17 protein-coding genes are annotated in these 23,316 nt (G+C 35.1%); 13 read left to right on the top strand and 4 right to left on the bottom strand.

Annotated elements, in window-relative coordinates; all coding sequences use genetic code 11:
• The first annotated feature begins 1 nt into the window (after window position 1).
• Window positions 2-574 (top strand): immunoglobulin-like domain-containing protein, encoded by a 573-nt coding sequence (locus CHB72_RS09465; protein WP_089282644.1) that lies wholly within the window; start codon window positions 2-4, stop codon window positions 572-574.
• Between the two features lie 101 nt (window positions 575-675).
• Window positions 676-843, top strand: coding sequence for a hypothetical protein (locus tag CHB72_RS26490; RefSeq protein ID WP_176431294.1), 168 nt, complete (start codon window positions 676-678; stop codon window positions 841-843).
• A 110-nt stretch (window positions 844-953) separates the two neighbouring features.
• On the opposite strand, the gene CHB72_RS09460 is transcribed toward CHB72_RS26490, so the two are convergent.
• Window positions 954-2,321: an IS1634 family transposase gene (locus tag CHB72_RS09460; RefSeq protein ID WP_089282643.1), complete on the bottom strand. Its 1,368-nt coding sequence runs from the start codon at window positions 2,319-2,321 to the stop codon at window positions 954-956.
• Between the two features lie 13 nt (window positions 2,322-2,334).
• On the opposite strand from CHB72_RS09460, the gene CHB72_RS09455 reads away from it, so the two are divergent.
• From CHB72_RS09455 to CHB72_RS09445, 3 genes are read left to right on the top strand one after another with little or no spacing between them, the layout of a single operon-like run.
• On the top strand, window positions 2,335-3,123 hold the full coding sequence (locus CHB72_RS09455; RefSeq protein WP_089282642.1) for a hypothetical protein: 789 nt from the start codon (window positions 2,335-2,337) through the stop codon (window positions 3,121-3,123).
• Window positions 3,124-3,157: 34 nt separating this feature from the next.
• A complete protein-coding gene (locus CHB72_RS09450; protein WP_089282641.1) occupies window positions 3,158-3,553 on the top strand; it encodes a GLUG motif-containing protein in 396 nt (131 codons plus the stop codon).
• Entirely contained in the window at window positions 3,505-4,128 is a 624-nt protein-coding gene (locus CHB72_RS09445) for an RHS repeat domain-containing protein (protein WP_330397030.1), read from the top strand. Before CHB72_RS09450 ends, CHB72_RS09445 begins: the two co-directional genes overlap by 49 nt.
• Window positions 4,129-4,231: 103 nt before the next feature.
• Here CHB72_RS09445 and CHB72_RS09440 read toward each other — a convergent pair whose 3' ends face one another.
• Both CHB72_RS09440 and CHB72_RS09435 read right to left on the bottom strand, forming a co-directional pair.
• Window positions 4,232-4,939 carry a response regulator transcription factor gene (locus tag CHB72_RS09440; protein ID WP_089282639.1) on the bottom strand — a complete coding sequence of 236 codons (708 nt, stop codon included), beginning with the start codon at window positions 4,937-4,939 and terminating at the stop codon, window positions 4,232-4,234.
• Window positions 4,940-4,963: 24 nt separating this feature from the next.
• Window positions 4,964-6,832 (bottom strand): sensor histidine kinase, encoded by a 1,869-nt coding sequence (locus CHB72_RS09435; RefSeq protein ID WP_089282638.1) that lies wholly within the window; start codon window positions 6,830-6,832, stop codon window positions 4,964-4,966.
• 301 nt (window positions 6,833-7,133) lie between these two features.
• On the opposite strand from CHB72_RS09435, the gene CHB72_RS09430 reads away from it, so the two are divergent.
• From CHB72_RS09430 to CHB72_RS09420, 3 genes are all read left to right on the top strand, one after another.
• A complete protein-coding gene (locus tag CHB72_RS09430; protein ID WP_242975088.1) occupies window positions 7,134-8,453 on the top strand; it encodes a YjiH family protein in 1,320 nt (439 codons plus the stop codon).
• 622 nt (window positions 8,454-9,075) lie between these two features.
• Complete coding sequence (locus tag CHB72_RS09425) at window positions 9,076-10,551, top strand: protein adenylyltransferase SelO (RefSeq protein ID WP_089282636.1); 1,476 nt, start codon at window positions 9,076-9,078, stop codon at window positions 10,549-10,551.
• 271 nt (window positions 10,552-10,822) lie between these two features.
• Window positions 10,823-12,220, top strand: a complete 1,398-nt coding sequence (locus CHB72_RS09420; RefSeq protein WP_089282635.1) for a L,D-transpeptidase — start codon at window positions 10,823-10,825, stop codon at window positions 12,218-12,220.
• A 280-nt stretch (window positions 12,221-12,500) separates the two neighbouring features.
• On the opposite strand, the gene CHB72_RS09415 is transcribed toward CHB72_RS09420, so the two are convergent.
• Window positions 12,501-13,544: a YeiH family protein gene (locus CHB72_RS09415; RefSeq protein WP_176431293.1), complete on the bottom strand. Its 1,044-nt coding sequence runs from the start codon at window positions 13,542-13,544 to the stop codon at window positions 12,501-12,503.
• A 137-nt stretch (window positions 13,545-13,681) separates the two neighbouring features.
• On the opposite strand from CHB72_RS09415, the gene CHB72_RS09410 reads away from it, so the two are divergent.
• The 5 genes from CHB72_RS09410 (at window position 13,682) to CHB72_RS09390 (ending at window position 22,982) form a co-directional block, all read left to right on the top strand.
• Window positions 13,682-14,569 carry a LysR family transcriptional regulator gene (locus tag CHB72_RS09410; RefSeq protein ID WP_089282634.1) on the top strand — a complete coding sequence of 296 codons (888 nt, stop codon included), beginning with the start codon at window positions 13,682-13,684 and terminating at the stop codon, window positions 14,567-14,569.
• Window positions 14,570-15,235: 666 nt separating this feature from the next.
• Window positions 15,236-16,630, top strand: a complete 1,395-nt coding sequence (locus CHB72_RS27735; RefSeq protein ID WP_089282633.1) for a M20/M25/M40 family metallo-hydrolase — start codon at window positions 15,236-15,238, stop codon at window positions 16,628-16,630.
• 444 nt (window positions 16,631-17,074) lie between these two features.
• Entirely contained in the window at window positions 17,075-18,409 is a 1,335-nt protein-coding gene (mgtE, locus tag CHB72_RS09400) for a magnesium transporter (RefSeq protein ID WP_089282632.1), read from the top strand.
• A 375-nt stretch (window positions 18,410-18,784) separates the two neighbouring features.
• Window positions 18,785-20,764, top strand: coding sequence for a toprim domain-containing protein (locus tag CHB72_RS09395; RefSeq protein ID WP_089282631.1), 1,980 nt, complete (start codon window positions 18,785-18,787; stop codon window positions 20,762-20,764).
• A 22-nt stretch (window positions 20,765-20,786) separates the two neighbouring features.
• Window positions 20,787-22,982, top strand: coding sequence for a DNA gyrase/topoisomerase IV subunit A (locus CHB72_RS09390; protein ID WP_089282630.1), 2,196 nt, complete (start codon window positions 20,787-20,789; stop codon window positions 22,980-22,982).
• The last annotated feature ends 334 nt before the right edge of the window (window positions 22,983-23,316 follow it).

The following is a 23,316-nucleotide window of genomic DNA, read 5'->3' as shown; positions in this document are numbered from 1 at the left end:
CATGAAAAAGAAACTGTTAACCATGCTTATGTCAGGCGCCTTGATTTTCGTACTAACCGCCTGCTCTGCCAGTGGCTCCGAAGTCAGTAACGGCCTCGATGGTGCAAGCAACAGTTACACTGATGTCGATGGCAATGCAATTGCCGTTGACGGTGTCAAAGGTGAAATTGGCGAAACCGACTTCGAAGTGGTGACTACCGACTATGCAGTTGTAAATGAATTGAAAGGCGTTACGCTTCGTGTCAAGAAGGACAGCATCTCACCTACCAGCATTACACTGATATTTGAAAACAACAGCGATAAAGAGTACCAATATGGCACTTTTTATTGTATCGAAAGGAAAAATGATGATACATGGACCAAGCTTTCCTATGATATAGAAGGAGCGGTGGGCTGGAATGATATTGCGTATATGCTTCCGGCAAAGCAATCTCTGGAGGAAACCGTTGAATGGGATTGGCTATACAGCTCCTTGGCTGAAGGAGAATATCGCATTATTAAGCAATTCTTCGATTTTAGGTCAGCCGGAGATTATGACAGCTATGATTTAGCTGCTGAATTTGTTATTGAATAAAATAGCTCATGATCATAACGGGAAGCAGTGAGTAGAGACAAGGGGACAGGGACTTGTCCGGACGAGTGACATATGATATATTCTTGCAGAGATGGTAAGATATGACAAGACAAGCACGAAAAAAGAGTAAAACAGGGATTTATCATATAATGGCAAGAGAAAATAACCGTCAAAACATATTTGAAGATGATGAGGACTGTGTGAAATTCATTGAAATAACCGATATTTCGCAGGATGAAAATACCATACAAATAAATACGCATACATAGATAAAAAGTAGGATATTACTCTACCGATTAGCCAAATAACAACAGACTATACAACAGAACTACCAGTTTGTAGCAGGGATTTCTATTTTGTGGCATAGCAAACAGAGCTTCTAATAAGACTTTGAAGCATTAAAGAGATTTTGGAGTCTATGCAATGTATTCTGTTGTTTGGTTATCAGTACGAATAAGCCAGCCTTTTCCTTGTGCTGATCAATCTTTACATGTTCTTCAAAAACCCTGATCTTTACTTTATGCCAGGTTGCTACTTCCTTCGTTTCGTTTTTTCGGGGCTGTCCTTGGTGGGAGCGCTTTTTTACCTTTTTCTCTACTGTTGTTTTGCCGGAAAGGCTGTGATATTCTAAGGGATTCTCGGCGATGAACTTGTCTAAAGCTGCCTTTGCATCTTCGTCGCAGTAATAATCAACAGCTTCAAGTTCAGCCACGGCCTTGGTAATCTGATCATTCTCTCTTTTTATAACTGCCTGCAGAGCTTTGAGCTTACGTCCGTCTAGATGGTTGGAATGACAGACAATAAATCGGTACGGAATATCGTAAAGGAAATCGGTAAAGCTCTGGATTTTGTAGATAGCAGCATTCTTTTTATCATGAAGAGTGCCTACCTGGACCCAAGCTTCAGGTGCTGACAAGGCCTTTAGCTTTAGTTTTTCCTCTAGATTGAAGTTTCCGGGGAGTCTTGAGATAAAGATGGTCTTAGGAGTCTTATCATTTCCCTTTGCCACCGTTAGGTTATCCTCTGTAACAAAGCTGCCGTCTGATGTATAGATGATATCTTCTATGCCAGCTTGACACAAGGTCTTACGGATCTTCTGGATGAAAGCATTGTTCCAAGTTTTATCACTGGTATTTCCATTTAAAACTTCACCACCTACAAGGACCTTCTTGTTGGTATTGGCAAGCCCAAACATAATCTGTTTAAGATCCGGGCGGTGATCTTTGCTATGACCCCTGACAATCTGAAGATCATTCTCTTCACAGGTGTTATACTCGCCATACACCGACATACTGGTGGTGTCGGCATGGATGGTCTTTACCTTGATGTTGTAGGTTTCAATACTCTTTAAGGCAATACTGGTGAATATCTCCTTGGGATTCGCCTCATAGAAGGCATCCAGGATGCGGCCTAATGTGTCATCATTAAAATGTTTAGCTTGAATCCCGGGCCAAAAAAATTTTTCCACATCCTTATCCGCGTAGAATTCCTGGATCTTGTACAGTGCTTTACGGTCTGTAAGGATGTTGGCAATGATAGCTTCTATACCCATACCAGTAGAGATGATGCTCTTCTCGTCATCACGGGTAGTACGACTATTTATTTCATCGGCTATTCCCAATTTCCTTGCATGACTTAATATTAAGGGGATAGGCCCATCAATTACGGAAGTTATCTTATCGGTATTGATATTCATGTGATTTCCTCCATTAGGATATTTTCCTTCATAGTACCACAATTTATCCATCTGGAGGATCGGTTTGCATAATTATTCTAATGGCATTTTATACCTGCGGAATATCAGATGTAAGCATATCTCAGTTATTTTAATAATAGCATTTTTTGTCCAAATCCTGTTTTTATCAGGAATACTTTTTACTAGTAATCATGTTTTTGCAGAACAAACCGGTGTAGATGCCAAAGTAACAAATGCCCTAGTCAACCAGACAAGTCCGCTGCAAACAGATACAGCAGAAGAGCTTGCAGGAGAGCTTCCTACTCATCTACGGGATATTCTTAAAAGCCATCCCAGGTTCTTGAAATCATCGACAGAGGGATTGAGGGACGGGTTAATAATGAATGATGAGCAGAGGGATACTACTCATGAAAAACACCTGCTAGAAACAGAAGACCTGGAAGAGGAACAGCTGACTTTACTGAAAGAAGAAGCAATTAACAAAACCACAATATCTATGGGGGATGGTACTCCGGAAAACCCTTATCAGATATGGACTGCCGAAGACCTAAATAATGTACGTTATGATTTATCAGCCCATTACATACAAATGGCAGATATTGATTTGAGTGGATATAGAAATTGGCAGCCTATTTGGGATAAAAATTTATGGATTCCATTCACTGGAACCTATGATGGTAACTTTTTTTCAATATCTAACTTGAAAATTGAAAGTAGTGAAAGCTTTTTAGGATTGTTTGGTGCTTGTTGTGATGCTATTCTTACCAAGATAAAAATAATCAATACAGACATAATAGGTACTGGTTCGGGCTTTTTTCAATATGCCGGGATACTATGTGCCGTAGCTGGATAATACCCTCATAAAGCATTGTTCCTTAAATGGACAAGTGGAAACAATATCAAGTGCATCTGGTAGCACAAGAGGTGCTAGTGGTGGAATAGCTGGTGTAATAGAATATGGCTCTACTGTTTCTGAATGTCTTGTTAAGGCAACTTTAAAAGGAGCTTTTGTTGGTGGTCTATGCAGTTTTACAAGTGGTAAAATTATAGATTCATACTTTATAGGGAGTATAATTAATGATCAAACAAATGCTTATTATAGCTTAGGTGTTTTAGTTGGCCAAGCATATGACTATACAGATATACAAAACTGTTATTCTGTTTCGGAAATATCTGAACAAGGAATTAGTTATTCAGATGTGGGAGGTCTTATAGGTAGTTTCTATGGAACCATATCAGTTATAAACTCTTTCTCAGAGCAATTCCTGAAACTCCTGCATTAAAGTATATTACAGGTTTAAATGCAGAATGGGAAATAGCAAAAATAGATCCAGCTAAAATTTGGCTCTTATCTTTATGCAATGACCCAATAGATACTTCAACAGGTGCTCAAATTATTGATTTTCCCTTACTTACTGTAAAAGGAGCACAACCAATTGTGTTTTCTATAAATTACAATTCCCTTTTACTAAACGAAGGCTCTTTAGGCAAAGCCTGGAGTCATCCCTTTGAAGCAAAATTAGAATTTCTTCCCGATGAAAATATTAACATTTTATGGTCTCAAAACCGAAGAAATCTATTTATAAAAGAAAATGACAATAAGTATTTTTCTTCAGATTATTCCGTCCGATTTGACACTATAACAAAAAAAGAAGATGAAAGCTATGAGTTGGTACGAAAGGATAAAACCACTTACCTTTTTGATTCAACAGGAAAACTGACTGAAATCATAAATCCCGACCAATTTTCAACTGTTTTAAGTTATGATGAGTCGAACCGATTAAAGGAGATTATTGAACCTATATCGAATAAAAAATTGATCTTTTTCTATGATGAGAATAACCTGATTCAAAAGTAAGCGCTCTTTGTCGCTTACGTATTTCAGTAGTACGAACATAAGTATATCCGGCCCTGCCTTTGGTATATTGGTATCAGTTCAGCAAAGACAGCAACAATCTCTGCTAAAAATTTTTATCGGATTCTGCCTCAAACATATACCCTATGCCTCTGACTGATCTTATATATTGTTTACCTTCATTATTTCTCTCCAGTTTCTGCCTAATTCTCTTAATATATGTATTTACAATTGCTTCATCATATAATTGACTGTTCCATACATTTTTTAAAATTTCTTTCCTAGAAAGTACAATAAATGGATGTTCTACTAAATATATTAACAACTTAAATTCCGTTTTAGAAAGCTTAATCTCCTTATCTTGTTTTAAAATCTTATGGGCATCCTTATATATTTTTATATCTGCAAATGTTATAGTTTTGTTCTCATACTTTGAAGGGCTATATCTTCTTGCTCTTCCTATGTGAGCTTTAATCCTAGCAATTAGTTCCATAGGATCAAACGGCTTTATCACATAGTCATCTCCTCCAACCCCAAAGGCACGAATTTTGTCATAGGAAGCTGTATTTGCACTTAAAAAAATTACTGGTACATCAAAGTTTTGTCTTACTTTTTCACAAACTTGTATACCATCAAAATGATTCATGTTTATGTCTAGTATTATTAAATCAATGGTTTCATCACAAAATGCTAAAGCATCTTTACCACTATAGGCTTTAACTACTTTAAATCTACAAAGATTTAAATATTCCTCAATCATTTTTACTAAACGTTTGTCATCATCTACTACCAATATTTTTCCTTCAAAGTCCATTTTATTTTCCTCCAACAAAATCAATTATTCTTCCCTATTTTCAGGCTTTAAGTCCAAATTAAACCAAAATGTGCTACCTTTGCTTAATTCAGATTCAAAATAAATATCTGAATGATGGGTATTTAAAATAGATTTTGATATAAACAACCCTAATCCATAGCTGTTTTTATCTGAAAGGTTAGATTTGTAAAACATTTCACATATATATTCTTTATCGTTTTCTCGTATTCCCATACCTTCATCCTTGATCTTAAATAACATTTTATCATGTTCCTTACAAATAGTGACATAAATGTTGGTAAACTCTTCCGTATATTTTATTGCATTGCTCAAAATATTTTGCCAAACTCGTATAATTTTGATTTTATTTATATATAACAACTCATTTCCACAATTAAAATTACCTATAAATATTCTATCAGAGTTTTCAATATATTCCTTAGAAAAATGAAATAAATACTCACAAAACTCATAGCTTTTTACATATTCCTTCTTGCTCTCGTTTGTACAATGAGCTTCATATGTAGAATCTAGCACATCATTAACTATATTTTGAAGATTTTCAGCACTATCATATATTTCTTCAACAAATCTATTTTTAGTATCTTCATCTAACTCAAAATTAGATAATAATCCTTTTGCATACCCTTTTATAAGGGTAAGAGATGTTCTTATATCATGAGATAAAGTAGATAAAAATTTTACTGTAAGATAAGATTTCATCTCTAAGGAACTGCTTAAATCCTTGGATTTTTTAATTAAAGATTTTGCATCCTCCTCAAATAAATTAAAGTTTTTATCCATTTTTTTCCTTGCACTGTCCAAAAATGACTCTACATGATGAAGACTTAGATTGTCTAATGAAAAATCAAATTTATCATTTTCCACATCAATTCTTGTGTGATAAATTGCATCATCTAACATTTGATTATTATTTTTTGCTTTATCTATATAGTTTGTAATATGAATAATAGGTCTAGATATCTGTTTTGATAGGAAAATACTAAAAAATATTGCACTGATGGATATAATAAATCCATATATAAGAACATATTTTAATAAACCAACAGATTTAACGTTCAACTCCTCTTTAGGCATCAGCGTAAGTAATATCCAATCATTATTCTTCATTTTCTTGTAAGTATAAAGATATACATCATCATATGTTTTTTGCAAATTTTCATCCCTTGTATGGATATTTTCTAATCCTGAAATCTCTTTTGAGTAGATACTCCCAATTAAAGAAGTATCCTTATGAGAAAGTATATACCCATTAGAATCAATTATAACAAAATAGCCAGTTTGTCCTACATTATAGTCTTTGATAAAATTCACAAAATTTTCAGCCCTTATAGCTATACCTGCTAAACCGATGATCTCTTGACTTTCATTGTATATGGGCGTTACTGTATTTACTATATTTTTTCCATCTGTTAAAGCGATCAATATATCGCTTGTTTGGGTTTGGTGGGTAAAAAAAGATTTTTGGATGTATTCTCTCTCAGATAAATCTACATACATGGCATCACTCATAGTAGATGCGATAATGACTCCCTCTAGGTCTACTATAAATAAATCTTTGTAATAATTATCCTTTTGATTTTTACTAATCATCTCGTAGGTTAAAATTAAATTCAAATCCTCGTTAGTAATCTTGTTATTTAAAAAATCTATCACATATTTATCTCTAGCTAAGAGTTTGCTCTCCATTTTTATTCTATCTACTAAAAGATCTATCTTTTCTTGAGCTCTAAGAATCTGAATTTCAGTAAATTTATTAGCTTCTTCATTAAGAATTTCTGCAGATTTTCTATATATGGACATGCATAGTGTAACCAAAGAAATTAAAACAATGATACATATACTTATAGTGATTTTTTTTCTAAGCTCCATGATCTCACCCTTTGCCAACATTAGTTTGTTTTCACAGTATCCATTATGCTATTAATACCAAAATATCTTTTATGACTTTTTGATGTCTATTTACTATAAAAATCATAAAAAATCTATTTGTAGGTCCTTTTTCTTATTATACTTTTATTATACATTATCGGATAAGTAATTTGACATCAGGAAAACGTTTTTTAATCTTGTGGAAAATTTATTTAGAAAAAGGGGGAACACATAAGCAAACTATACGTATAAAAATTACTTTTATAAAACAACTTTCAATTTAAACAAAGGAGAATATATGATGAACCCACAAAAAACTGCTTTATCTCATGCACATAGCACAAAGGATGTTTTAAAATTTATTATTTGTAGTTTAATTGGTCTTATCATGTTTTTTGTTCCTGTTAATTTAATGGGCACATCTACCATATTAATAGATCATATTGTAACGGTGCTTAAAAAAATTTTAGGCAATGGTGTTAATTATTATGCTTTTATCATAATCATATTTGGTGGCTTAAGCCCCTTTTTTCAAAAAAACTGGAATAAAGATAATGTTACCATCGTCTTTTCTATTTTTAAGATTATTGGAATTATATCAGGATTTATGTTCTTATTCAATATAGGTCCAGCATTTTTATTCGAACCTGGTATGATGCCATTTTTATACGATAAACTCGTTGTTTCTCTTAGTTTGCTAATTCCTGTAGGTGCCGTCTTTCTTTCATTTTTAGTAGGATATGGTCTTATGGAATTTATAGGGGTATTAATGCAGCCCATCATGAAACCTATATGGAAAACTCCTGGAAGATCCGCTATAGATGCTGTCGCTTCTTTTGTAGGTAGTTATTCTTTGGGATTACTAATTACCAATAAAGTATTTCTTCAAGGAAAGTATACAATAAAAGAAGCCGTAATCATTGCTACTGGATTTTCTACCGTATCAGCTACATTCATGATTATCGTTGCAAAAACTTTAGGGCTTATGGAACTATGGAACTTTTACTTTTGGTCTACATTGATTATTACCTTCATCGTTACAGCAATCACCGTAAGAATATATCCTATTAGCAAAAAAAGTGATGCCTATATTACAGAAAGTAACGATCCAGAAGTTATTGTCAAAAACAATCGATTTAAAATAGCTTGGGATGAAGCTTTGCAAGTTTCTCATAGTTCTGAAAATATTCTCAAAAACACTTTTATAAATCTTAAAGATGGTATTAAAATGATTGGTAACATACTTCCAACCATTATGTCTATTGGTCTTTTAGGTCTATTATTAGCAAAATTCACACCAATATTTGATATCTTAGGCTACATTTTCTATCCATTTACAGCTTTACTTCAACTTCCTGAACCTATGTTAATAGCTAAGTCCCTTGCAATTAGTATAGCTGAAATGTTTTTACCTACAAATATCATTATAGATGCACCATTGCTATCAAAATATGTGGTAGGCGTATGCTCTATATCTTCTGTATTGTTTTTTTCAGCATCTATCCCATGTATACTATCTACAGAAATACCTATTTCTATAAAAGAATTAGTGATTATATGGATAGAAAGAACCATATTATCATTAATCCTTGCTGCAATGGTTGGAATCTTCCTCTTCTAAACCGAAGAGACGAGGGGACAGGGGAGACTGCTGAAAAACGATGTAAATAAATGTAAGTAATAAATCAGTAATTAAATAAAAAAGCAAAAAAACTCTTTAATTTGCTATAATGGAGTTGACAAGAAACCATATCCCAGAGGAGGCTTTGCAATACTTAAAGATAAAGATAATCAATTAAGCATCTATTCAATTGAAAAAGAAATAGGAGTACTTCCGGAAAATATAGATCGAAATATTCCTGATTATAAGGAACTAGCAGATAATAAAGAAGCAAAGAAAGTTAAGCTGACTGAAACAGAGAAAAAACTAAAAGTGGTATCAAAGGGCAGTTATAGCATAAGCCAAATTATCGGGTCATGACTAGTTTGACGGACACAGAATTTTGGCGGGTTTTTTATGTAAGAGATTTAGATTATTTCGCATAATGGTATTGGCGTAAAGGGCGTTATCTTTGTGTAGAAAGGGTATAATAAATTGACAGAAGCAGACACTAAAAGAGGCTCCATTGTGTTGATATAGAAAGTAGATAATTAAAAATTTCATAGAATACCTATGATTTTTATTTTATGTAAAAGGAAAAGCTAAGATATAAAAAGACAAAAAAAGGAGAAAAGGAGATACGATGACAAAGGAAAAAGCAATAATAGAAACAGGATGGAACTTAGACAACAGTTATGCTCGCCTGCCCAAATCATTTTTTACCAGCCTCAACCCAGCTCCTGTACGTTCACCGAAGTTGATCATTCTCAATGATCCCTTGGCAACATCCCTAGGGTTGAACGCCCAGGCGCTGCAAAGCAATGATGGCTTAGCAGTGCTTGCTGGCAACCGGATTCCCAAAGGCGCTTTACCTCTTGCTCAAGCTTATGCAGGACATCAATTTGGGCATTTTACGATGTTGGGGGACGGGAGGGCTCTGCTGATTGGCGAACAGATTACGCCTTTAGGCAAACGGTTTGATATTCAGCTCAAAGGTTCAGGTAAAACGCCATACTCCCGCCGTGGCGATGGTCGAGCGGCACTTGGACCGATGCTGCGGGAATACATCATCAGCGAAGCAATGCATGCCCTTGGTATTGCTACCACCCGTAGTCTAGCAGTGGTGACAACCGGTGAGTCAATAATCCGCGAAACTGACTTGCCTGGTGCAATTTTGACCCGTGTGGCTGCCAGTCATTTGCGGGTCGGCACCTTTGAATATATTGCAAAATGGGGCACAGTTGAGGAACTCCAGGTCCTAGCTGATTATACACTAAAGCGGCACTTTCCAGGTGTTGAATCTAATGAGAGTCCATATCTTTCGTTACTTCAAGAAGTAATCAAGCGTCAAGCTGTGCTGATTGCCAAATGGCAACTGGTGGGCTTTATCCACGGGGTGATGAACACTGACAACATGACTATTAGCGGAGAAACGATTGATTATGGTCCTTGTGCCTTCATGGATGCCTATGATCCGGCAACGGTATTCAGTTCCATTGACATTCAAGGTCGCTATGCCTATGGCAATCAGCCGCGTATCGCCGAATGGAATCTCTCTCGATTTGCAGAAACTCTATTGCCGTTGCTGCATGTCAATCAGGGGCAGGCTGTCAAATTGGCCCAGAATGCAATTTCAGATTTTGCAGGGTTATATCATTGTAATTGGCTGGTGGGAATGAGAGCAAAACTGGGAATATTTAACGAAGAGCTACAGGATGAATCTCTTATTGAAGATCTCCTTAGTATGATGCAGAAGTATCGTGCGGACTATACCAATACCTTTCGCGCATTAACTTTTGATAAGCCAGAGGATACGGTTCTGTTTGGTACTGTAGAATTTACCCAGTGGCATGAACTGTGGCAAGCGAGACTAGAAAGGCAGCAGGAACCGAAAGCCTCCTCCCAGCAGTTGATGCGGAACTCCAATCCTGCGCTAATCCCTCGTAATCACCGGGTAGAAGAGGCACTAGAAGCTGCAGTGAAACAAGGAGACTACAGTGTGATGGAGCGGCTTCTTGATGTTCTTTCAACCCCCTACGCCCATTCCCCCGAACAGGGTGATTACTCTACACCGGCTGCACCATCTACCCGTCCTTACCGAACCTTTTGTGGTACTTGATATAAAAGCATTAGACTAGTTAACTGATGCCAAGTAAAAATTAAAAGTAACTGGTATATGAAAAAGGGCATAATTAATAGCCCTTTTTTCATTCTGTATATTTTTCAAAGGGCTATCTAAGTTTTGTTGTTATAAAAAACTGAATTATCAACGCTAAGGGGAAAGATTCATCCTGAAATAATTATAATGTACATAATAGCGAAATTATTTGTGAAAAATATATAAGGATATATATTGAAGCAAGTAATAAAACATTAGATTGGGGATGCATATGTATAAGAAGATTACTCTAATATTAATGGTAGTATTAATGGTTATAGTACCAGGATGTAGTGCATATCGAAGAAGTGTGCCTCCTAGTGAGACTCCCCCTCCAAGGCAGCAGTCAACACCCTCGGGAGACCTGACTAAGGAGGATAGGCTAGCTAAGTCTGACTTAGAAGCTGTGGAGGAAAATATAAACGGTTATAACATTGAAGATGATCTGAGGATTACCCAAACCACAGAGCAGGAGGAAGAAAACAGGATATCCTGCCTTAGTGAGGAGCAGAAGGCACAGGTATTAGAAAATATCGGATCCAAAAGGATGAATACTGTCCTCGAAGAATATGACAGTCCCCTTCCTGAAACGATCAATGCTTCAATCCAATATTTTCAATATGACATGGCCTTTGATTATTTTCTCATAACAGCGGAGGATGGCGCTGAAATCAGAGAAAATCCAATCCCCGATGCTACTGTCGTTGACCGTGTAGAGAACTTAGACAAGGTGTCACTGCTTCAAAGGGTTGAAGGCGAAGAGTTGGAGGGTTCAGAAATATGGTACAGAGTAGCATTCGCAAATGGAGATGAAATAAACGAGGGATATCTTCATTCAACAACAGGTACTCCTAGGAATTTCCGCTTTGAGAGGATGCAGAATGCTATAAACCAGCTAAAACAGCAGGTGGATGAGGGAAACTTACATTTTATAAGTAACTATAAAAATCAAAACGGTGCACCCCCTCAAGAGGGAGATGCTGCAGTAGATGAATATGGATACAGGGTTTATCACAGTGCTCCTGCATACGAACAGGCAGACACAGATAGTGATTTTCGGTATATACCAGATGGGATGCTGATACGAATATTAGAGGAGACGGATGCGTTCTATTATGTAAACGTTCCGACATTTGATGGAGATTACTACATACCTAAACAATATATAGATCCCGATGTTACGTTAAGCCAGTTAAACCATGTAGTTGTAGTAGACAGAAATCAGCAGAACCAAGCCTCCTTTGAAGTCAGTGAACAAGGTCTGAATCTTGTCTCCTATACACTGTCCACTACTGGAATTCCAGGAGATTTTTCCTTTGAGACTACTCTGGGCACTTACAAGGCAATTGAAAAAAGGGATCGCTTTGAATATCTACAAAGCGGTACACAGGATATTGCAGGTTATGCTCCCTTTGCCATACGATTTACCGGTGGAGCCTATATTCATGGTGTTCCTGTAGCATATGAAGAACAGGATGGCGAGAAGGTTGATCCAGGACTGATAGAATACCTTCATACCATAGGCACATTTCCTCGTTCAAATATGTGTGTCCGGAATTTTACCAGTCATGTAGAATTCCTTTATAACTGGATGGATATTCAAAACGGTGCTGTCATCGTTATAGAATGATATTTTTATATTTTGTTCTTTATACTCAATAACATATCTTTCATCATCAATCTCAACTCTCGGGAATTGATGAAATAACTATGCCCCCTAAATAAAGGGGGCAATCCCTATTGTGCAGAAAATGTCGGATAGGCAGATAACACTTCTGCTATTCTATTGGTAAGAGGGAGGTCATACAGCGGAAATTTTGGTAAAAACTATGGCTGTCCACCTAAAGCTAGAACACCAGATAAAGTTAGGATGTTGATTTTATCCTCAATTGGTGTTTTAGCTGGAAGTATTAAACTTGACCTAGAGTCATTTGTACTAAAAATGACACGATAACCACTAATGCAGAGATAATGAACCCATATATCATTGGAACAAATCCTGATTTTGCCACCTTACTGAAATTTGTTTTAAATCCTATTGCACCAAGAGACATAACCATTAAAAATTTGCTTGTGCTGGAGATAGAATGACTTACCGACTGTGGAATTAATCCTGTGCTTCTAATAACGACCATACCAAGAAACGCCAATATAAACCAGGGGAAAATCTTTTTTATATCCACTTTTTCCTTTTGGCGAAGAGCTGATGTTGTGTTTACCCCTGAAGATGTCCCCTCGACTTTACTTATAAGTCGCTGATTGATATATGCAAATACAAGTACCACAGGAACGATTGACAAAGTACGTGTAAGCTTAACTATAACGGAAAAGTTACCTGCGATGTCAGAAAAAGCGTATCCTGCTGCAACCACCGATGAGGTATCATTGACTGCTGTTCCTGTCCAAATCCCATAGCCTAAATCAGTCATTCCAAAGTATTTACCCATTGTAGGGAAAAGGACTACCATAATAATATCAAATATAAAGGTTGCAGAGATGGCATAAGCAATATCACTGTCCTCTGCATCAATAACAGGAGCAATAGCACTAACGGCAGAACCACCGCAGATACCTGTCCCGGCTGATATAAGCCCTGACAGCTTCCAATTCATTTTTAAAAACTTTCCTAGCAAATATCCTCCACCGAAAGCTGTGATAAGGGTAAACATCATAACAATTAAGGAGAATTTACCTACTTCCAGCACCTGTGAAAAGTTAAGCGTAAAACCCATAAGGATAATTGCAAGGCGGAGTACCTTCTTTGATGTATAATTGAAGCCTTTTTCAAACATATCATACTTCGAAACTACGGGATTTAAAAGCATACCCATAAGCAATGCAAAAACTCCTGCACCTATGAGATGGTATGGAATAAGCTGGCTAATAAAAATTGATACAACTGCAAGTATTACAGTAAGCAGTGTTCCTCCTGCAATATTTTTAATAAATGACACAAAATCAACTCCTTTTTAATCTTACACTTGATTCTAACATCTATTTATCATAAGATCTAATTATAAATATTTATGAATCTATAATATGTGTTTATATATAATATTTGTGATGGTGAGATTAGAAAGGTGTGATTATAATGCTGGACCCAAGAATAGAGTCATTTTTGGCTGTATATAAAAACAAAAGTTATACAAAAGCATCGAAAGAACTTTGCATAACTCAACCTGCGGTAACTCAGCATATTCAGTTTTTTGAAAAACGGTATGGCTGCAGGCTACTTGAGTATTCAAATAAGGAATTAAAGCTTACAAAGGCAGGAGAACTTCTCTATAAGTATTTTCAAAATGCAAAAGCTAATGAAAAAATTATTACACAGAGACTCAAAGAGATGAATAGAGAAAGCAAGACACTCAAATTTGCAGCTACTTTAACCATCGGCGAATTTACTCTTTCACCAATACTCAGTGATTTCATAAAAGCTTTTAGTGAATATGATATAACTATGTATATTGATAATACCCAAGCGGTTCTCAGGATGCTGCAAAATGGCGAAATTAGATTTGCATTGGTTGAAGGGCTGTTTAATAAAGCTGACTATGAAAGCAGGTTATGGAAAACTGCTGATTTTATATTAACAGCACCTTTCAAACACCCATTGATCACTAAAAAGAACATATCTTTAGAAGATCTAAAAAATGAAACTATTATCGTACGTGAAAAAGGTTCAGGTTCACGGGAAGTACTGGAGAGGGGACTTTTTGATAAGAATTACACTCTTGAAAATTTCAAAAATATTATTGAAATAGGGAATGTTAATGTTATAAAAAACATGGTTAAAAACGGTATGGGAATTACCTTTATATACGAGGATGCAGTACGAGAGGAAATAAAAAAACAACAGCTAGTAGAGATCAAACTATCGGACTTTGCAATTAATAGAGAATTTAACTTCATACACTTAAGAAGTGACATAATTCAAAATGAAGTGGATATGTTTTATTCCTTTTTTAAAAACAATATATAGATAACCAACTACAGAACTTAATTTTAATATACTAAGAGCTACATTTGCAGCCCATGGTTTTGAGCGAAACCGTAGACCGTGTATATCAAAAATTAAGGTTTAATATTGGTTATCTATAATTTAATGAACTAATTATAAATATGATTTATTGAAGGCATAGAGAAAACCACCCGGGATACGGGTGGTTTTCTCTATGTTAAGCTTTCAGAAATTTTTGCTGCCATATTTTTCAACTGTTTTACCAACAAAGGTTTATTAGATAACATTCTAGTAGTTGGACCAAATACACTAATTGCTGCTAATGGATTAGCTAGGGTTCTTTTTTTATTGGAAAATCCCAATTATCTTATTTGAATTTTTTTAAAAAGATGTAGTATTTGGAGTATCTGTATTTAATTAACGTAGCAAACATAAAAATACCTTTAAATGACATGCACAACATGTCTACAGCTGTCAAAGGACAACTATATTTAGAAATTTTTCATGGATACTTTTTACAAACGACACCAAGTTATGACAAACAATAATTACTAATATCTATATAATGGTATATATAAAAACAGTATTATTATTAAGATAATACATAAATTAAGGTACTGAGCATCAAATCTATTTTAAAGTTGTGGTAGTCAATAGTACAATAAAAAATATAAAGGAGGACAAGAAATGATTAAAAACACAAGAATTAAAGGAATAATATTGGTACTGGCATTTGTTTTCCTTATGTCATCAGTAGCTTTTGCGGCTCCAGTACATAAGGATCTTTTACCAGAGGTATCTCCAGACAATATTTATAATCATATCGCCGCACTAGTATTTGCAGATGAAGAAAACCCAAATGGTATAGATAATGCCAGAGTCACTGGATTTGAGGGGGAGTATAGGGCAGCAGACTATATTGCTAAGCAGTTTCAAAAGTATGGATTAGAGGTAGAGAGACAAGAATTTCCAGTACTTTCATATGTGAGTAATGGTGTGGAATTAAAAATGGTCTCACCAGAGGAAAGAGAGTTTACAACTAGAAACTTTGATTTTACACCAGATACAACAGAATTTGAAGGTGGAGAATTAACAGCAGAAATAGTGCATGTGGGTTTGGGGTATGTATCAGATTATGAAGGAAAAGATGTAGAAGGTAAAATTGCACTAATTTCAAGGGGGGATTTTACATTTTTTGAAAAAGCTGAAAATGCTGCTGCAGCTGGAGCCGTTGGAGCAATTATTTATAATAATGCCACTAATGAATTAGATATGATTATGGGGACATTAGGTAGTCCTACTGATATTCCAGTAGTAGCAATGTGCAAGAAGGACGGCCTTGAGTTAGCAGAACTGCTAAAGGATGAAATAGTTGTTATGACTATTAAAAATGATACATCTATTGCTGACAGTTACTCTCAAAATATAATAGCAACCCTAAAGGCGACTGGTAATAATAAAAAAGCTCAAACCATAATAATTGGAGCTCACTACGACTCAGTAGATTGTCCAGGAGCTAATGACAATGCTTCTGGTACAGCGACTATGCTAGAGATTGCAAGGGTGCTTTCTAAGGAAAAGCTAGCTTATAATATTAAATTCATCGCCTTTGGAGCAGAAGAAGTAGGATTAAATGGTTCCTATGAATATGTGGAATCCTTAACTGATGAGGAGTTAGATGATATATTGGCAATGATTAATATGGATATGGTTGGGGTAGGTAATGGAATAGGAGTAATGACCGCAACAAATAGAGAATCCTTTGTAGCTGATTTAGCTGAAGTATATATACAAGAATTCGATTTCCAATACGAAAGAAGTATCTCTACAGCAAGTGATCATGCACCTTTTGATTATGTAGGAATACCTGTAGTGTTCTTAAATTATGGTCCAGACCCATACTACCATACGGATGAAGATAGCCTTGATAAAATTAGCAAGGAAAATTTATACAATATGGGCTCTTTAGTAACTACTATGACCTATGACCTAGCCAAAGCTCCATCTAAGAAGGTAGAAAAAGAACTAAAATCAAAAGTACCTAAGTCTGAATTACGCAATACTGAGATACCAGAAGAATAAATAATAGAATGAAAGGCACTATGTAAATATTCATAGTGTCTTTTTCCATTTCTACGGGCCATTATCCTAGCTATAATATTTTGAGAAGATATGTATATTTTTCATTTTACTTAGAGGTCTAATTGACAAGAAGAAATATGCAAATCACTGAATAAAAACACAAAAGCAGATATTGAATTGCTTATTTTAAAATAAATAAGCTTGTAAGATATCATTGTTAGCAACTATAATGAAAAATGAAGATAAAAAATATTATTATTTTATACAGATGTTGGCTCCTATACTTTAATTAAATATACACGGTCTAAGGTTTCACTCTTGGATAAAAGAAGAGGTGGCCAAGGACTGCAAATGCAACTTTTAGTATATTAAAATTCGGAGGTGAATATCTACAAAATTATATATATTTGTAATTAAATAAATAACATCAAGGAGGGAGTACTGATGTTCTATGAAGATGAAATTATCACGTTTCTATTAAACTCAAGTAAAGAAGAGATCTTAGAACGTATTGAAGATATACATCCTGCAGATATTTTAGATGCTATCAATGATTTTGAAGGTGATATCGTATCTATTCTACGAAAACTACCAGATGACTATATTGCATTGATTATAGACCAAGCTGAAAATGATGAAAAGTACAATTTATTGTCCTTGTTTACCGAAAATAGACAGAAAAAAATAATCAGTGAAATGTCTTCAGATGAACTAGTAGATTTACTGGGTAACATTGATGAAGATAAAAAAGAAATGATCATTCTACAGATGGATAAAGAAGAAGCAGAAGAGGTGAAAGAACTACTGGGGTACGCACCTGATACGGCGGGTGGAATTATGGCAACTGAATTTCTTGCCATAAAGGAAAATATGACAGTGGGTCAAACTCTTCAATACTTACAAAAAGAAGCACCTAGTGCAGAAACCCCTTATTATCTTTATGTTATAGACGATAAGGAAGTGTTGAAGGGGGTAGTTGCCCTTAGAGATATCATCATCAGCAGTTTTAGCACTTCAGTTACAGAGATTATGAACGAGAAGGTCCTAAGTGTACCAGCGGAAATGGATCAAGAAGAAGTAGGTCATTTATTTGAAAAGTATGGATTTCTAGTCATGCCTGTAACCAACGGTTTAGGAGTTATGTTGGGAATCATTACAGTTGATGATGTGATGGAAATTTTAAGAGAAGAACATACGGAAGATCTGTATCGGTTAGCAGGTTTAGGAGAAGGTGAAAAACTAGCAGGCTCTGTGGGTAACTCCATTCGAAGCAGATTACCTTGGCTTTTGGTTAATCTAGTTACAGCAATTATGGCGGCGGCTACAGTTAGTTTATTTGAATCTACTATTTCTAGAATTGTTGCTCTAGCCACGTTTATGCCGATCGTCGCAGGTATGGGGGGAAATGCAGGCACCCAGACATTAACAATGATTATTCGGGGAATTGCACTAGGTGAATTGACACTAGAAAATTCAAAGCAAGTACTTATGAAGGAAATATATGTAGGGATGATTAATGGGGTCTTACTGGGGTTAATAGTAGCATTGCTAGGCTATTTATGGGTAGGTAATCCAGTATTTGGATTTGTCATTGGGATGGCTATGTTTCTAAATTTAATCGTTTCTACTATATCTGGATATTTCGTTCCAGTTACGTTAAAGAAGCTTAATATCGATCCCGCTTTAGCTTCTGGAGTCTTTGTAACTACAGTGACGGATGTTTTAGGTTTTTTCTTCTTTCTTGGTTTAGCGACAATTCTTATCCATGCATTGATTTAGTTTTAAATAAAGTTAATTATTGCATCCACTTGGTGGATATGGATAAATTGAATATCTGCCAAGTGACTTTGTATTGGTAGGGTTAGCAGTATTAGCAAGAATCTGGTTGAATGAAAAACTAAATTCCAGTGTCTTGAAGTTAGTTTTTCATTCAACCAACATAATCAACATAATCAATTTGAAATAATGTAAGAAGGTAAAAAAGTATGAATGTCTAATATCAAATAAAAGACAGGCCATAAGATGGGTCGCTAACTTATTAATTATGTGATATTATTATTAATGTTGTTTATAATGACTGTGGCAGAAAACTCTCCTCTTTGTGTAAAGGGATGAGTGCCACATAAAGTTTTATAAAAGGAAAGAGGGGCAAATATGACTGCAAAAAATCAACACAATTATGGAAACGATAGTCTTTCAACCTTAGAAGAAAAGGATAAGGTTAGACTTAGGCCAGGGGTAATATTTGGTAGTGATGGTGTAGAAGGATGTCGCCATACCCTTGTAGAGATAGTAGCAAATTCTAGAGATGAAGCACAGGAAGGTTTTGGAGATTTAATAGAAGCCTTTCGGTACAAGGATAAATCCATAGAAGTAAGAGATCAGGGGAGGGGAATCCCCTTAGAGTATAATACGAAGGAAGAAAAATATAACTGGGAGATTGTATTTACGATCCTTTATGGTGGTGGAAAGTACAATAACAATACAGGTAGTAACTATCAGTACAGCATCGGTTTGAATGGACTCGGTACTGCTGCTACCCAATTTGCATCTGAATACATGGATGTAGAAGTCTATCGAGATGGACACAAATATAATCTGCACTTTGAAAAGGGAGATAATATTGGTGGATTGATCAAGGAAGCATATGATTATAAGCATACCGGTACCATCATTAGATGGAAGCCTGACCTTGATGTTTTCAACGATATCGACATCCCCCTAAGCTTTTTTAAGGAAACTCTTAGAAGGCAGGCGATTGTAAATAAGGGAATCACATTTAAGCTATATGACGAAGAAACTGAGGAAACTTTTGAGTATTATTATGAAAAGGGTATTATAGACTATGTTAAGGAAATCAATGGAGAAAAGGGTTTTACTGAACCTCAGTACTTTGAGCTTGAAACAAAGGGAAGAGATCGTGAGGACAAAGAAGACTATAAGCTTAAAATTGAAGTGGCTTTTGTCTTTAACAATGAGAACACAATACTTGAGTATTATCATAATTCCTCTTTTCTAGAGTACGGGGGATCGCCAGATAAGGCTGTAGATAGTGCCTTTTCTTCACAAATACATAGCTTCGCAAAAGACAAGAATAAATATACCAAAAACGAGAAAAGAGTAACCTTCACCGATATTAAAGATAGTTTAATATTGGTTACCAATACATACTCTACCATCACAAGCTATGAAAACCAAACAAAAAAGGCTATTACTAATAAGTTTATTCAAGAAGCCATGACGACTTTTCTAAAGGAAAAGCTAGAGGTTTATTTTATAGAAAACCAAATAGAGCTAGAGAAAATTATAGATCAAGTACTAATAAATAAGCGAAGCAGAGAAAAAGCAGAACTGACTAGGATCGATGTTAGAAAAAAACTAAGTAAGAGTATTGATAATTTTTCTAATAAGGTTAAAAAGTTTGTGGATTGCAGAAGTAAGGATTTATCGAAGAGAGAGCTCTTTATAGTGGAAGGGGATTCAGCTTTAGGCTCCACAAAAATGGGGAGGGATGCAGATTTTCAAGCAATTATTCCGGTCAGAGGAAAGATATTAAACTGTTTAAAATCTGATTATGAAAAGATATTTAAAAATGATATCATCGTAGATCTTTTAAAGGTATTAGGATGTGGCGTGGAGATTAAAAACAAGCACAACGATTTAAGCTTTTTTGACCTTGAAAAGCTTAATTGGAATAAGATCATTATTTGTACAGATGCGGATGTGGACGGGTTTCAGATTAGGACACTGATTCTAACCATGTTATATGTTCTGACCCCCACCCTAATTGAAAGAGGATATGTATATATCGCAGAGTCACCACTATATGAGATTACTGATAGCAAAGGGAATGTGTACTTTGCATATTCAGATGGAGAAAAAAACACGATTTTAAAGAAGCTAAAGAACAATTATAAAATTCAAAGATCAAAGGGATTAGGGGAAAATGAGCCTGAAATGATGTGGCAAACCACCATGAATCCAGAAACAAGAAGACTGATTAAGGTTACTCCTGCAGAAGCTCAAGCTACGAAAGAAGCATTTGAGTTGTTCTTAGGAGATAATCTAACAGGAAGAAAAGAATATATTTCAGAACATGGATATAAATACATCGAAGAATCAGATGTTATCTAATAATCAAAAGGAGTGGGTACATATGCAGTCTAAACTAACCCATCTGAATGTAATAGAAACTTTAGAAAAAAATTATATGCCCTATTCAATGAGCGTTATTATCTCGAGAGCATTACCTGAGATTGACGGATTAAAGCCATCCCATCGCAAGCTACTCTATACAATGTTTAAAATGGGGTTGCTTAAGGGGGCAAAAACTAAATCAGCAAATATTGTTGGACAAACCATGAAATTAAATCCCCATGGAGATGGCGCCATCTATGAGACGATGGTACGGTTAACGAGAGGGAATGAGGCACTATTACATCCCTTAATCGATAGTAAAGGGAACTTTGGAAAAAACTATTCTAAAGAAATGGCCTATGCAGCACCCCGATATACTGAAGCAAAATTAGAGGGGATTTGTGAAGAGTTTTTTAAAGATATTAACAAGAATACGGTAGATTTTGTGCCAAACTATGATAATACTATAGAGGAGCCAAAATTACTGCCTACTACCTTTCCAAATATCCTTGCCAATCCCAATATGGGGATTGCCGTAGGTATGGCAAGTTCAATGTGTAGTTTTAATTTAAAAGAAGTATGTGAAGCTACCATTGAATTTTTGAAGGATGAAGAGGTGGATATAAGTCAGTTTTTAAAAGCGCCTGACTTCTCATCCGGAGGACAGTTTATCCTTAATAAATCAGAACTTAAAGCCATCTATGACACCGGGAAAGGTAGCTTCCATTTAAGGGGAAAATATCGATATGACAAGCAAAACAACTGTATAGAGATCTATGAAATTCCCTATACAACTACTACAGAGGCAATCATAGAAAAAATCATCGAGTTAGTAAAGGCAGGAAGGATTAAAGATATTAATGATATTAGGGATGAAACCGATAAAGAAGGTTTGAAAATTACCCTGGATTTAAAAAGAAATACTGATGCTGATCACTTGATGAATCGATTGTTTAAGATGACAACGTTACAGGATACATTTAGCTGTAATTTCAACATCTTGATTAATGGCAACCCCAAGGTTTTAGGTGTAAAACAGATTATTAAAGAATGGACAACCTTTAGAGTGAGCTGCATTAAAAAGCAATTAGCCTTTGATATTGATCAAAAGCAACAAAGATTGCACCTATTAAAGGGTTTAGAGAAAATCCTTTTAGATATAGATCGGGCAGTAAAAATTGTTAAGGATACAAAAAAGGATAAAGAAGTTGTACCCAACCTAATGAAGGGCTTTGAAATAGATGCAATTCAAGCTGAATTTATTGCAGATATCAAGCTAAGAAACTTTAATCAAGAATATATTTTAAACAAAACCAAAGATATTAAAATTCTAGAAAAGGAAATTAAAAATCTTGATGCTACTTTGAAAAATGAGGATAAGGTGAATAAACTCATTATCAAGGAGCTAGAAACTGTATCTGAGAAGTATGGAAACCCTAGAAAAACAGAAATTATTGAAGAAAAGCACATAGAAGTAGTTAAAGAAGAACTTTTGATTGAAGACTACAACGTAAAGCTATTCTTAACCAACGAGAACTATCTAAAAAAAGTGTCATTGGCATCCTGGAGGAGTAGTACCAATGGTCATAAGTTAAAGGATAATGACTTTATTGTTCAAGAAATTGATGGTACTAACAAGTCAGATTTACTACTGTTTTCTAACAAACATGTGGTTTATAAAGTTCGATGCCATGAGTTAGAGGATAAAAAGACAAGTATCCTAGGGGATTATTTGAAAAACCTACTGGCCTTAGCAGAGGAGGAAAAAATCATCTATATGACAGCTACCGATGACTATAGTGGACATATGTTGTTCTTCTATAAAAATGGTAAGTGCGGGAAAATTGCTATGGAAAGCTATCAGACAAAGACCAATAGAAAACAGTTGGCAAATGCTTATTCTAATGAGGCTGAATTAGTTTATATCGAACACATTAAAGAAGACAAAGAGTTGGTGGCAGTAAGCAGCATTAAAAAAATCCTAGTTTTTAATACTAGTGAGATCAGTGTAAAAACTACCAGAAATTCTATTGGAGTTCAGGTGTTGAAATCAAAGAATCACAGTACATTAACAAAGATTAGAGCTCTGGAGGATGTGGTATTTGCAGATGTAAAATACTATAGGGGAAAAATACCTGCTATTGGTACTTATCTAAAGAAAGAAGATTTGCTAGAAAAAGCATTGGAAAATTTAAGCTTTATAGAATCTGAGTAAAATCTATAGATTTCAAAGGGGACTGTCTCAAGAAAAAGAAAACCAGTCTTACTATGATGAAAAACACCAAATACAGCAGTGTTTTGAGAGATACTATTCATATTTATCAATACTATGTTCAAACAGATCTCAGCAAAAAGCGATTGGCAAAAACCAGTCGCTTTTTTTACTTCCTTTGGACTAAAATACAGTCTTATTTCACTTGATTTATTGATCGGTTAAAATTCATTAATAACTAAAGTTGTGGAAGTTTATCATTTGGGAAGACTTTCAGATTAAGTAATATCTTTCATAAAAAAAGATTTTAGTATGGAAGACATTCTGGTAAAATTAA

The sequence above is a fragment of the Anaerovirgula multivorans genome (genome assembly GCF_900188145.1).
Lineage (GTDB): Bacteria > Bacillota > Clostridia > Peptostreptococcales > Natronincolaceae > Anaerovirgula > Anaerovirgula multivorans.
This window is presented reverse-complemented; position numbering and strand designations above follow the sequence as displayed.